This is a genomic window from Georgenia ruanii, assembly GCF_009193175.1.
GTDB lineage: Bacteria > Actinomycetota > Actinomycetes > Actinomycetales > Actinomycetaceae > Georgenia > Georgenia ruanii.
This window is the reverse complement of sequence record NZ_VUKE01000006.1, coordinates 22,020-34,663: the sequence shown is the minus strand read 5'-3', so window position 1 is coordinate 34,663 and position 12,644 is coordinate 22,020. Positions and strand designations below refer to the sequence as shown.

The 12,644-nt window shown below is 74.6% G+C and carries 11 protein-coding genes and 1 tRNA gene; 3 read left to right on the top strand and 9 right to left on the bottom strand.

Annotated features, from left to right (window positions below):
• Nucleotides 1-78: 78 nt before the first annotated feature.
• Entirely contained in the window at nucleotides 79-2,052 is a 1,974-nt protein-coding gene (locus tag GD880_RS07900; RefSeq protein ID WP_152231082.1) for an acyl-CoA dehydrogenase family protein, read from the bottom strand.
• A gap of 77 nt (nucleotides 2,053-2,129) precedes the next feature.
• Nucleotides 2,130-2,765 (bottom strand): hypothetical protein, encoded by a 636-nt coding sequence (locus GD880_RS07895; RefSeq protein ID WP_226909467.1) that lies wholly within the window; start codon nucleotides 2,763-2,765, stop codon nucleotides 2,130-2,132.
• A gap of 215 nt (nucleotides 2,766-2,980) precedes the next feature.
• Between GD880_RS07895 and GD880_RS07890 the strand changes: the two genes are divergently transcribed.
• Nucleotides 2,981-3,685 carry a hypothetical protein gene (locus GD880_RS07890; protein ID WP_152231081.1) on the top strand — a complete coding sequence of 235 codons (705 nt, stop codon included), beginning with the start codon at nucleotides 2,981-2,983 and terminating at the stop codon, nucleotides 3,683-3,685.
• Between the two features lie 44 nt (nucleotides 3,686-3,729).
• Here GD880_RS07890 and GD880_RS07885 read toward each other — a convergent pair whose 3' ends face one another.
• Nucleotides 3,730-4,389, bottom strand: a complete 660-nt coding sequence (locus GD880_RS07885) for a response regulator (RefSeq protein WP_152231080.1) — start codon at nucleotides 4,387-4,389, stop codon at nucleotides 3,730-3,732.
• On the bottom strand, nucleotides 4,386-5,567 hold the full coding sequence (locus GD880_RS07880; protein ID WP_152231079.1) for a sensor histidine kinase: 1,182 nt from the start codon (nucleotides 5,565-5,567) through the stop codon (nucleotides 4,386-4,388). The genes GD880_RS07885 and GD880_RS07880 overlap by 4 nt, the downstream gene beginning before the upstream one ends.
• A 159-nt stretch (nucleotides 5,568-5,726) precedes the next feature.
• Between GD880_RS07880 and GD880_RS07875 the strand changes: the two genes are divergently transcribed.
• Both GD880_RS07875 and GD880_RS07870 read left to right on the top strand, forming a co-directional pair.
• A complete protein-coding gene (locus GD880_RS07875) occupies nucleotides 5,727-6,362 on the top strand; it encodes a hypothetical protein (protein ID WP_152231078.1) in 636 nt (211 codons plus the stop codon).
• Between the two features lie 112 nt (nucleotides 6,363-6,474).
• Nucleotides 6,475-6,547: transfer RNA gene (locus tag GD880_RS07870), tRNA-Lys, on the top strand.
• Between the two features lie 36 nt (nucleotides 6,548-6,583).
• Here GD880_RS07870 and GD880_RS07865 read toward each other — a convergent pair.
• The 5 genes from GD880_RS07865 to GD880_RS07840 form a co-directional block, all read right to left on the bottom strand.
• Nucleotides 6,584-7,276, bottom strand: a complete 693-nt coding sequence (locus GD880_RS07865) for an alpha/beta fold hydrolase (protein ID WP_152231077.1) — start codon at nucleotides 7,274-7,276, stop codon at nucleotides 6,584-6,586.
• Between the two features lie 65 nt (nucleotides 7,277-7,341).
• The gene (locus tag GD880_RS20655; RefSeq protein ID WP_226909481.1) at nucleotides 7,342-7,674 is read right to left on the bottom strand and encodes a PH domain-containing protein; all 333 of its coding nucleotides are present in this window, start codon (nucleotides 7,672-7,674) and stop codon (nucleotides 7,342-7,344) included.
• 215 nt (nucleotides 7,675-7,889) lie between these two features.
• Nucleotides 7,890-9,296 (bottom strand): MFS transporter, encoded by a 1,407-nt coding sequence (locus GD880_RS07850; protein WP_152231076.1) that lies wholly within the window; start codon nucleotides 9,294-9,296, stop codon nucleotides 7,890-7,892.
• Nucleotides 9,297-9,405: 109 nt separating this feature from the next.
• A complete protein-coding gene (locus tag GD880_RS07845; RefSeq protein WP_226909466.1) occupies nucleotides 9,406-10,983 on the bottom strand; it encodes an ATP-binding protein in 1,578 nt (525 codons plus the stop codon).
• Nucleotides 10,980-12,599 (bottom strand): MFS transporter, encoded by a 1,620-nt coding sequence (locus GD880_RS07840; protein WP_152231075.1) that lies wholly within the window; start codon nucleotides 12,597-12,599, stop codon nucleotides 10,980-10,982. Before GD880_RS07840 ends, GD880_RS07845 begins: the two co-directional genes overlap by 4 nt.
• Nucleotides 12,600-12,644 lie beyond the last annotated feature (45 nt).

Below are 12,644 nucleotides of genomic sequence, written 5' to 3'. Positions count from 1 at the left end.
GCCGTGTCCTCCCGCTCCCGCGTCCGCGGGTCGGACCCATTTCACCCGGGGTGCGGGGGCGGCGGCAATTCGGACCCGCTACCGGCCCCGTGGGGAGATCATCCGGCGGGAGACGTCGGGGACGGCGGACGGGCCCGGGGCGCCGGGGGCGATCCACGGGCCGGTGCCCTCGGACGGGTCGAGGACGCCCGCCTCCGCCCACGCGTGGGTCCCGGCCAGCACCTCCGCCGCCAGCTGCTCGTCGACGTCGTCGGTGTTCTCCCACAGCTCGGCGAAGAGCCGGTCCACCCGCCGGCGGGAGCGGCGGCACCAGGCACCGGCCAGGCGCGCCGCGCCCTCGCCGGCCGCGCCGCCGTCGGCGCGCTGCATCTGCGCGCGCACGCACACCGCCGCCATGGAGAACAGCTCGGCGCCGATGTCCACGACCCGGCCCAGGAAGCCCTGCCGCTGCTCCAGGCCGCCCTGCCAGCGGACCATCCCGTAGAACGTCGCGCGGGCCAGGCGCCGCGAGGCGCGCTCGACGTAGCGCAGGTGGGTGGCGAGCGGGCCGTACTCGGCGAAGGCGGTGGGCAGCTGGCCGGGCCCGGCCAGCAGCGGCGGGAACCAGGCGGCGTAGAACGCGCCGGCGCGGGCGGCGGCCCGGGCCTTGACGGCGGCGGCCGCGTCGGGGTCGACCAGGTCGCCGGCGACGGCGAGGTGGGCGTCGACGGCCTCGCGGGCGATGAGCAGGTGCATGATCTCCGTCGAGCCCTCGAAGATCCGGTTGATGCGCAGGTCGCGCAGCACCTGCTCGACCGGGACGGCCCGCTCGCCGCGCGCGGCGAGGGAGTCGGCGGTCTCGTACCCGCGGCCCCCGCGCACCTGCACGAGCTCGTCGGCCACCTGCCACGCCGTCTCGGAGGTGAACAGCTTGGCGAGGGCGGCCTCGATGCGGATGTCCGTGCGGCCGGCGTCGGCCAGGTGCCCGGCGAGCTCGAGGACCGCCTCCTGGGCGTAGGTGGCGGTCGCCATGAAGGCGATCTTGTGGGCGACGGCGGCGTGCCGGCCCACCGGCTTGCCCCACTGGACCCGCTCGCGGGCCCACTCCCGGCCGATCTTCAGGCACCACTTGCTCGCCCCGACGCACAGCGCCGGGATGGACAGGCGGCCCGCGTTGAGGGTGGTCAGCGCGATCCTCAGGCCCGCGCCCTCCCGGCCGAGGACGTTCCCGGCGGGCACCCGCACCCGGTCGAAGCGGGTCACGCCGTTCTCCAGCCCGCGCAGCCCCATGAACGCGTTGCGCCGCTCGACGGTGATGCCCGGGGCGTCCCCCTCCACGACGAAGGCGGTGATGCCGCCGCGGTGGCCCTCCGAGGCCGGCACCCGGGCCATGACCACGAGGAGCTCGGCGACGACGCCGTTGGTCGACCACAGCTTCACGCCGTCGAGGAGGTAGTCGCCGTCGTCGGTGGGCGTGGCGGTGGCGTGCAGCCGGGCGGGGTCGGAGCCGACGTCGGGCTCGGTGAGCAGGAACGCGGAGATGGCGCCGGCGGCGCAGCGGGGCAGGAAGGCCCGCTTCTGCTCCTCGGTGCCGAACTGCTTGACCGGCTCGGGCACCCCGATGGACTGGTGCGCCGAGACGAGCGCGCCGATGCTGGCGCTGACCGAGCCCAGCAGCATCAGCGCCCGGTTGTAGTGCACCTGGCCCAGCTCGAGCCCGCCGTACTCCCGCGGGATCTTGATCCCGAAGGTGCCCAGCTCGGCGAGGCCGGTCACGACGTCGTCGGGGATGCGGGCGTCGCGCTCGATCTGCCGGCCGTCGACGTGCTCGGACAGGTACGCGGCCAGCCGCTCGAGGTAGGCGTCCCCGCGGGCCGCCGTCTCGGGGTCGGTGCGCGGGTGCGGGGCGATGAGGTCGGGCCGGAAACGGCCGAGGTAGAGCTCCTTGGCGAAGGACGGCAGCTCCCACTCCGTCTGCCGGGCCGCCTCGGCGACGCGCCGGGCCTCCCGTTCGCTCACCCGGGCGCGCCCCGCGCCCTCGTGCGCCTGCCTGACCTGCGTCGATGCCGCCATCGGGCCCCTCCCCCGCGTCGTTGCCGGTACGGGGAGTATCACCTATTCCGGTGCGGCGAGGAAGGGGAACGGGCGAGTCAGTCCAGCTTGCCCGCGCGGTAGAGCTCGGCCGCCTCCTCCAGCTCCTCGGCGGTGCTCAGCAGCCCGCCGGCCCGCCGGGTGACCCGGAAGGCAAGCTCGTCGTCGTCCTCCTGGATCCAGTCCGCGTCGATCGCGGAGCCGGTGGCGAGGACCCGCAGGAAGGCGGCCGCGCGCTCGAGGGCGACGGCGAGGTCGGCGTCGTAGAGGCCGGCGAGGACCTTGTCGACGAGCACCTTGACGTCCTCCGGTCCCGGCGGGCTCGCCACCCCGGCGACGGCGCCCGCCACCTCCGCGCGCTGCACGCCCAGCCGGTAGCGGTCGGCGACGGTCTGCGGGTCGCGGCGGACCCACTCGCGCAGCAGGTACAGCCGCCACAGCGTGCCGGGCAGGGTGGTGTGCGGGCTGCGCGCCCACAGGGCCGCGATCTCGTCGAGGCCCTCGGTGTCGACCAGGTGCACGAGGCGCTGGACGAGCTCGGGGTCCTCCTCGGCGCCCGCGCGCCCGCCGTGCACGAGGGCCTGGGCGGTGGTGTGGGCGATCTCCGACCGGGTGGCCGGGTCCTCGTCGCCCTGGATCTCCTCCGCCTGCGCGGGGTCGAGCATCGCCGGCCGGCGGAACCGTCGCTCGGTCATCACTGCCTCCCTCGGGCTGTGTCGGGGCCTGGTGGCCGCGGTGGGACGGCGCCGGAGGGGCACCGCCCCGCGATTGTCTCTCACCGCCTCCCCCGGCGCAGGGGGCGGCGGTCGTGCGGCCGCCGGCGGCGGCGGGGGCCACTGGGGCGCCCACGCTCCGGTTCGTCCCTCGCCGCTGCTTGCGGACGGGTTCCGTCAGCGCCGATGCTCGCCTCGTGCATATCGACGTGTGGGCCGCAGCAAGCGCCGATGGGCATGGCCTGAACCCCGGGCTCGTCCTCATCCCGGTCGCCACGGCGATCACCGTGGCAGCCAGGTGGGTCAAGCGCCGCGGCGACGTCGCGAGCAGCACCGCCCTGCAGGCGCTGGCGCACGGGCGCGGCTGGTCCTACCTGGCACAGGGCGACCGCGACTGGGACGACCGGTGGATCTTCGCGCCCTTCGGCACGGGGCAGCACCGCCGCGCCTACCACCTGATCCGCGGGCAGGTCCGGTGCGCCGGCGCCGCCCGCGAGTTCGTCGCCTACGACTACGGGTACTCCACCGGCGGCGGCCAGACCCGGATGCGGCGCCACGCCCGCGTGCTCGCCGTCCGCACGCCCGCCACCGTCCCGCCGGTGCTGCTGCGCCGCGAGGGCGCCGCCGACCGGCTCACCGCGGCGTTCGGGGCCGACGTCCAGGTCGGCGACGAGGCCTTCGACCGGCGCTTCTGGCTGACCGGCACCGACCTCGGCGTCGCCGCCGCCCTCTACCGGCCGGCGGTGGTGGAGGCGGTCAAGGCGGTCGACCCCGACGTCCTGGTCTTCGACCAGGGCTGGCTGGTCTGGGTCGCGGACGGAGCCACGTGGGACGCCGCCGCTCTGCCGGGCGTCCTCGACGGCGTGGCGGCGGTGCTCGACGCCGCCGGCCCGCGCGCGTGACGTCCCTGGCGCGGCCACGGCCGCGTCCGACCTGGATCTGAGGGTCAGGCGCCCTCACCGGGACGGACCAGCCCGGACTCGTAGCCGAGGACGACGGCTTGCACCCGGTCACGCAGGCCAAGCTTGGCGAGGATGCGGGTGATGTGCGTGCGGACGGTCGTGGCGGAGATGACCAGCCGGTCGGCGACCTCCTGGTTGTCCAGGCCCCGCGCCATCAGCGTGAACACCTCGAGCTCGCGCGCCGTCAGCCGGGAGAACGCCGCCGGAAGTCGGCCCGGCGGCGGACTGGCGAGGAACCGTTCGACAAGCCGCCGGGTGATGGCCGGAGCGAGCAACGCCTCGTCACGGACGACGGTCCGGCAGGCATGGACGAGGTCCGGAGGATCCACGTCCTTGAGGAGGAACCCGCTCGCTCCGGCGCGCAGCGCGTCGTGGACGAGGGCATCGTCGTCGAAGGTGGTGAGCACCAGCACCTTGGCCGTGGCGCCGGCCCTCGCCAGCTCACGGCTCGCGCCGATCCCGTCGAGCACCGGCATCCGGATGTCCATGAGCACGAGGTCCGGTCGGAGCTCACGGGTGGCGGCGACCGCCTGCCGCCCGTCGGCGCTCTCGCCCACGACCTCGAGATCTTCCTCGGTCTCGAGGATGAGCCGGAACCCGGCACGGACGAGCGACTGGTCGTCGGCCAGCAGGATCCGGATCACGCCACGCTCACGGCCCGCACCAGGGGCAGCCACGCCCGGACGGCGAAACCTCCGCCCGGCCGCGGCCCGGCCTCGAGGTCGCCTCCGCACAGCCGGGCCCGCTCCGTCATCCCGACCAGGCCGTAGCCGGCCCTCCCGGGCGCCCCGGGCGGATGCGCCGGAGCGGAACGGGTGGCCCCGTCGTCCTCGACCGTGAGGCGCACGGCGTCCGCGTCCACCATCACCAGGGCACGGGCGGATGCGCCGGTGGCGTGGCGCATGACGTTCGTGAGGGACTCCTGGACGATCCGGTAGACGGCCAGGTCGACCGCCGGCGGCAGCCCAGCGACCGCCCCGCTGACCGTCAGCTCGACCGGTACACCGGCGGCGCGCATGTCGTCGGCGAGGTCGCCGAGCCGGGCGAGGGAGGGACGAGGCCCGGCCGTGGAAGCGCCGTCGAGCCCCAGCAGGAACCGCAGCTCGGCGAGCGCGGACTTCGCGGTGGCGCGCACCGACGCGACCACCGAGCGCGCCGTGGCCGGGTCGGACTCCACGATGCGCTCGACGGCGCCGAGCTGGACCACCACGACGCTGACCGTGTGTGCGAGGACATCGTGCATCTCCCGGGCGATGCGGGAGCGCTCCGCATCCCTCGCCTCGTTGGCCCGCTCCTCCCGCTCGCACTCCAGCTCCCGGGCCAGGCGGCGCAGCTCGGCGATGCGCAGCTGCCGGTCCCGGATGGTGCGGCCCGCGAGCCAGGGCGCGAGCGTGATCAGAGCGGTGAACGCGAAGTCGGCCACCGTCTGCGACGCGGCGAACGGGATCGCACCCCACACCAGGGCCAGCGCCGCGACCAGGCCGGCCAGCGCCCGGCGGAGCGGGGCGTGTACGGCGACCGAGTAGACAGTGAGGACGAGCGCGATCACGGCCGCATAGCCCTGGCTCGTGACGTCCGCGCCCAGGCCCTCCGCGACGAAGAGCGCTGACCACCCGACCAGGACGGCCGCCAGGGGCCGTCGGCGCCGCCACACCACGGGCGCCGTCATGGCCACGGCGGCGATCAGCGCCGTCGCCCCGCCGCCCGCCGCCACGACCTGACCGGCACCGAGCGCGACGAGGACCGCACCCACGGTGGCGTCCACGAGCCGCGGCCGGGCCCGCAGCCACTGCCCCAGGGCGCCGGCAGCGTCGTCGGTCATGGCACGAACCGTAGCGGCGTGCCGTCCCGTGCGGCGTCGACCCGTGGTGGGAGGCGCATACGAGCAGGCTCGTATGCGGTTCGGCGTGATCTCCGACGATTCCGGCGCCGGCCGTCCCTAGCGTCGGCAGCACCAACCCCTGCTCCCTTGGAGGCCCAGATGTCGCGCCGAGGCACCGCCGTCGCACTGCTCACCGCCCCGCTTGCCGGCCTGGTCGGCACGGTCCTGCTCCCTGCGTCCGCCGACGCCGGCGCGCAGCTCGTCCTGATCCAGGCGGAGCCCTCGCGCTGGCTGGGTGCGAACGTGCTCCTGGTCGTCTCGTTCCTGTGCTTCGCCGGTGCCCTGCTCGGGCTCACCGAGTGGTTCTGCGCCCGGGGCTCACGCCTCGGCGTCGTGGCGACGGTCGTCGCGGCGTTGGGGTGGGCACTCCACATCGGTCCCGTGGCCTACGTGCTGGCCCAGTACCCGCTCGCCCACCAGCCGGACCGGGCGGGCGCGGCCGAGATCGCCGCGGCGATGTTCACGGCACCGTCCTTCGTGCTGCTCATCGTCCCCGTGCTGGTGGCGACGGTGGCGGGCACCCTCGCCCTCGCCGTCGCCCTCTGGCGGACGCGGCTGGCACCGCGGTGGGCGGCAGTGACGCTGGTGGCGGCGCTGGCCGCCGACTTCGCGGCGCCCGACGCCGTGTCCGGGATCCTGATGTTCGCTCTGACGTGCGTCGCGCTGGCCCCGCTGGCCGCTCGGCTGCTCGCGCCGGAGACGCCGGCCCGAGCCCGGGTGGCCGCCCGAGTCTGAGCGGGCCCGGGCGCCGCCGGACGGATCGGGCGCGTCGGGCGACCGCCGGACGCTGGCATACTTCCGGGGAGGGTTCCGCGGAGCGTTTCGTGGATCAAAGAGTGGAACCCCCGGGCCTCTAGCTCAATCGGCAGAGCAGCGGACTTTTAATCCGCGGGTTGTGGGTTCGATCCCCACGGGGCCCACCTTGTGACCTGCGGTTCGCGACGCAGCGCAGCACCTCAGCGACCCCGCCGCAGATGACCGAGCACCGCGGCGGCGAAGTCATCGGGCTTCGCGGCGTGCACCATGTGCCCACCGCCGATCTCCACGAAGCGAGCACCCGGGATCGTCGCCGCCATCCCGCGGACGTGCTCTTGGGGCAGGTGGCTCGACGGGCCCCCGCCGAGCACCAGGGTGTCAGCCTGGACCTTGGCCAGCAGCGAGGGCCACTCGGGAGTCGGGGTGTCCAGCTCCGCGCGGAGCTCGCCGACCATCTCCCAGTCGAAGTCGAGCTCGCCCTCGGGCCTGACCAACGACCCCGGCTCACGGGGGTAGGGCATGGGCACGTCCTCGAGCACCAGCTTCCGCACCCGGTCCGGTGCCGCCGACGCCGCCAGGCACGCCACCAACCCGCCGAGCGAGTGCCCGACCAGGTCCACGCGACCGAGACCAAGCGCATCCAGGAACGCGATCACGTCGGCGGCCATAACGCTGAGCGCATAGCGGCCGCTCCAGGCGCTCCGGCCATGCCCGCGCAGGTCGAGCGCGTAGACATCGGCCGCCTCGGCACACCGGGGCACGAAGTCGGCCCAGCTCGCCGACGTCTCGCCCAACGCGTGCAACAGGACGACCGGAACCGACGCCCGGGGCCCGTCCGCCAGGAGGTACCCGAACTGGTGGCCGCCGACGGCGAGGAAACGGGCGCTCGACATCTGCCCAGCCTTGCACGCCATCCCGCCCCTTCGTGACCGCCCTGCCGAGCCGACGCGGGGCGCCGCTAGCGGCCCTGGACCGCCCGCACCTGCTCGTTGATCCGCAGGGACGTCTGGTGCACGTGCGGGATGTCGACGAACGTGAGCGTGCCCTGCTCGCTGGCCGCGGAGATCTTCAACGTGCCGGCCCCGACCAGCCGGTCGACGATGCCTTGCTCGAAGGCCACATCGTTGATGCGCGTGAGCGGGATGTCCCGGCCCGACCGGCGCAGCACCCCGGCGCGGGTGGCGAGGCGCTCGGTGGTCAGCGTGTAGGTGCGCCTGCTCCAGGCGAGAAGCGGCCAGTCCCCGAAGACGGCGACGACGACGACGCACGCGGCCCAGGCGGCGGCGTCCAGCCAGGCGAGGAGCCCCTGCTGCGGGCGGCGGCGAGGACGACGACGAGCCCCACGACCGCCGCCAGGCAGATCAGCCCGGGCCCGACCAGGTGCCGCCGGTGCTCGTGCGTCTCCAGGACGATGCGCTCGCCCGCGGAGAGCTGGGCGGCGGGCAGACCCATGCGCCCCATGGTGGCACCGGGTCGCCCGGCGCGGGCCGGACCCGGCGACGCACCTCAGGCGGACGTCGGGGCCCCGGCGGGCCGGTTCGCCGGCAGCATGGCGCCGGCCACCGCGCCGATGATCCCCACCACCGCGAGCACGATCATGGCCAGTGCGTAGTTGCGACCCGGGGTCGCCGCGAGCCCGGCGACGAGCACCGTGCCGGCGATCGCCGTGCCCAGGGAAGACCCGAGGTTGGACACGCTGCGCGAGAGGCCGGAGATCTCTCCCTGCTGCGCCTCGGGGAAGGCGGACTGCACGACGTTGACGGACGGCGTGATCATGATGCCGACGCCGAGCCCGATGACGAAGAGCCCCGGGGCGAGGGCCCACGCGCTGGGCGAGACCCGGACGAGGGCGATGAGCAGCCCGATGCCGAAGCAGGTCACGACGAAGCCGGTGACGATGAGCGTCCGCTGCTCGTAGCGCTGGGCCAGCCGCTGCGCGGCGAACGACGCGAGCAGCACGCCGACGGTGGCCGCGGTGAAGATCACTCCCGTCTGGATCGGGTTGTACCCCCGGGCCACCTGGAGAAAGGCGGCGACGACGAACGAGGTGCCCATGAGCATGAGCCACTGGGCGTTCTGCGTGACGAGGCCGAGGTTCGACGTGCGGTTGCGGAACAGCCGTGTGGACAACAACGGCTCCTGCCCTGTCCGCTCCTCGGCGCGCACCCAGGCGAAGAACCACACCAGCACGAGGCCGCCGGCCACGATGAGAGCGAGCATGAGGAGCAGGTTCGTGCTGGCCGCCAGGATCCCCATGACGAGCAGGATGAGGCCGACGGCGGACAGGATCGCCCCGCGGACGTCGAAGTGCCGCGTCGGGTCGGCCGGGAGCGGATCCTCGAGGCTGCGCCGGCTGAGCAGCACGATCACGCCGATGACCAGCGCCTGGAAGACGAACGCCGCCCGCCAGCTGATGGCCGTGGCGATGAGCCCGCCGATGAGCGGCCCAGTGGCCGCGCCGATGCCGGCCGCGGCGTTGATGGCGCCGAACGCCCGCGCCCGGGAGGTGACCTGGGTGAAGAGCATCGTCGCGAGGATGTACACGGGCGGGATGAGCAGCGCGGTGCCGATGCCCTCGAGGAGGGAGTTCCCGAGGATGAGGATCCCAAGGCCGGGAGAGGCGGCACTGATGAGTGCGCCGACGGCGTACACGACGAGCCCGACGTTGAAGCACCGCTTGCGGCCGTAGCGGTCGGTGAGCTTGCCGCCGGGGATCATGAACGCCGCCATGACGAGCAGGAAGGCCGTGATCGCGACCTGGATGCCGTGGACCGTCGTGTTCAGGTCCCGGCTCATGTCGTTGATCATGACGTTCATGTTCGAGCCGGCGAAGCTGCAGATGAACTGCGCCAGCGCGAGCGGCAGCAGCACCCCGCGCGCGACGGACGCCCCGGTCACTGCTGGCTCGGCCATCCCCCCACGGTGCTGGCCACGTCTCGGGACTCGCATCATGCGCCGGGGATGAGAGCGCCACGCCGCCCCGCCGGCCGCCGGGGCGCCCCGGCGACGCAGGCGGCCGCCGTCACGCGGGCCGGGCCGCCGCCCAGGCCGCCGGGACGTCCCCGCCGCCCTCCTCGGAGACCCGCCGGCCCATCTGGACGTACGCCGCCTGCGGCAGCACCTTGCCCGCGACGAGCGCCTGCCCGAGCCCGAACGACGTCGCCCCGGCGAACAGGCCGGGCGGCACGAAGGAGAACAGCCGGCCCAGATCGGCGAGATCGGCGGCCGAGTTCATCCGCATGAGCACCAGGTTGTCGCACTGCGACACCACGTTCTGGTCGACCCTGTGCGGCCGCTGGGTGGCGGTCAGCAGGTACAGCCCGTACTTGCGGCCCTCGGCGGCGATCTGGACGGCCCGGTCGGTGGCCAGCCGGCTGACGTCGTCGGGCGGGTCGGCCGGGCAGATGTTGTGTGCCTCGTCGAGGACGACGAGGCAGGGCCGCCGGGCGAGCCGCGTCTCCCACAGCGTCGACAGGACGGCCTCGGCGACCAGGCGCTGCTCCTGAACCGTGTCGAGGGAGCCGAGGTCGACGACCGTGCACCGGGCGGCCGGCTCGCGCAGCTCCGCGACGAGCGAGGGCAGGTCCGGGCCCCACAGCCGCCACCCGAGGACACCGAGGTTGACCGCGCGCAGACCCAGCTCTCGCGCCCCTCGGGTCTCCGCCCGCAGCAGCTGCTCGGCGTCGGTGAGGAGCGGCCGGCCCGCCTCCTGGGAGCCCACGATGTCGCTGAGCACGGCGTACTCCTCGCGGTCGCGCACCGGGTCCAGGCCGAGGACGGCGGCCCGCACCGCGAGGTCGAGGTCGGCGAAGCGCAGCCGGAGCTGATGGTCGGCGGTGGGGTCGTTGCGCCACACCGCGACGTCGCCGAGCACGGGCGCGTAGCGGGCGGCCAGCGCCGGGTCGGCCCCCTCGCGCAGCCGGCCGAGGCCCACGTAGTCGGAGTTCGGGTCGAGGACGATCACCCGCAGGGTCGTCTCGGCCAGCAGCCGCTCGAGGAGCACCCCCAGGGAGTAGGTCTTGCCCGAGCCGGACTGCCCGCACAGGAAGGTGTGCCGGCCCAGCCCGCCGCTGTCGAGCGTCACCGGCACCCCCGGGGCCAGCAGGAGCTCACCGACGGTCAGGCCGGCGCGCCGCGCCGGGCCGTGGCCCAGCCGGTCCCCCACCTCCGCCGGCGCGGCGGGGCGCACCGCGGCGTCGTGGAAGGGGGTGCCGTCGCCGTCGAGGACGACGCCGGAGCCGGTGGCGAGCCGGACGGTGACGGCGTCCGCGCCCGGCAGCCCGGCCCCGCCCGCCGTCTGCGAGGCGACCGCCAGGTCCGTGACCTGCCCGAGCCAGGCGCGGCCGGCCTGCTCCAGCATGACGTACCCGCCGCGACGGAGCGTGAGGTCGTACAGGGAGGCCTGGACGTCGAACGCGTCACCGTCGATCGACGTCGCCAGCGGCAGGAGGTGGCGCTCGATCTCCGCCCGGGCGGTGCGGTACTCGGCCATCCGGGCGGCCATCCCCGCCGCGGCGGCGCGCGGCCCGTCCGGTGGGACCGGCGCGGGTGCCCTGCCGTCTCGGCCGTGTCGTGACGTCGCCGCGTCGTCGAGGGTCATGGCGATCTCCCTGGTTGCCGCTCGGGGATCCGGTCGGTGAAGAAGAGCGCGACGAGCGCAAGGAGGGCGAGCGTCGCGAGCGACCAGCGCAGGGCGTCGAGCCGGGCCCGGGTGTTCTCCTGCATGATCGCGGCCGCGGTCGGCCCGATCACCCCGGCGTCCGCGAGCCTCTGGCTCAGCTGTGCGTCGGAGATGAAGGGCGCCCCCGCGGCCAGGCGGACCTGCGCCTGTGCCGTCACCTGGGCGGGGACGGCCGGGTTGTTCTGGATGCCGGTGAGGAACGTGCTGGTCAGCGCGAAGATGAGCACCGCCCCGGCCAGGGCGGTGCCGATGGAGGCGCCGAGGTTGGTCAGCGTGTTCTGCAACCCGCCCACCTCGCCGGTCCGGGTGTCGGGCACCGCGGAGACGGTGACGGCACCCAGCTGGGAGGCCAGCGCGCCGATGCCTAGCCCGGCGAGCAGCAGCGGCCAGGTGACCACCTCGGCCCCCACCCCGACCTCGAGCAGGGCGAGCAGCACGACGATCCCGAGGAAGAGGCACGCGAAGCCGACCCGGACGACCCGCCGCGGCGAGGCGTGGGGGAACAACCGCGGCACCCCGATCGCGGCGAGCAGCAGGGTCAGCGACAGGGGCATGATCCGCAGCCCGGTGGCGATGGCGGAGAGCCCGAGAGACACGGACAGGAACAGCGGCACCACGAAGAAGAGGCCGGCCTGGAGCAGGTACTGGAAGAAGAACGCGGTCAGCCCGCCGCGCAGCACCTTGTTGGCCAGCATCCCGGGGTCGACCAGCGTCGCCCGCCCGGCGGCCAGCCGGCGGCGCTCCCAGGACAGGAACACCCGCAGGACGACCCCGCCGAGGACGACGAGCCAGATCGCGGGCGAGAGCCCCATGATCGCCGGCGCGCCGGGCTTGGGGGTGACGAACCCCCAGGAGCCGGCCTGGAGGATGCCGAGGACCGCGAGGCTCAGGCCCAGCGCCGACAGGATCGTCCCGCCCCCGTCCAGGCGTCCGGACCGCTCCCGCCCGACGTCGCTGACCCGGCGGGCCAGCACGAGGATGCCCGCGACGAGGACCACCTCGCCGGCGAAGACCCACCGCCACGAGGCGTAGGTCGTCAGCAGCCCGCCGATCAACGGCCCGACGGCCACGGCGATCGCCGCGGAGGCCGCGACCAGGCCGTAGGCGCGAGGCCGGTCCGGCTGGGCGAAGTTCGCGGCCACGAGCGCCACGATCGCCGGCAGGATGAGCGCCGCCCCGATCCCCTCGAGGAACGACCAGCCGACGATGAGCACCGGGAGGGTCGGAGCGAGCGACGTGGTGAGCGACCCGGCCCCGTAGATCACGCACCCGACGGCGAAGGCCCGCTTGCGGCCCACCAGCTCGCCCACCTTCCCGCCGGTGATCATGAGCGAGGCCATGACGAGGGTGTAGAGCGTGATCGCGGCCTGGATGCCGGTCACCGTGGTCCCGACGTCGTGCGCGACCGTGGCGATCGACACGTTCATGACCGAGGTGTCGAGCGTCATGAGGAACTGGGCCGACGCCAGGGTGAGCAGCACCGTCCCGGGGGTGGTCGCAGGCCGCGCGACGGGCACGGACACGGCGTCTCCCATGGCCACCCCCCGCGGATCGCTGGGGACGAGGGTGCCTGACCGGCC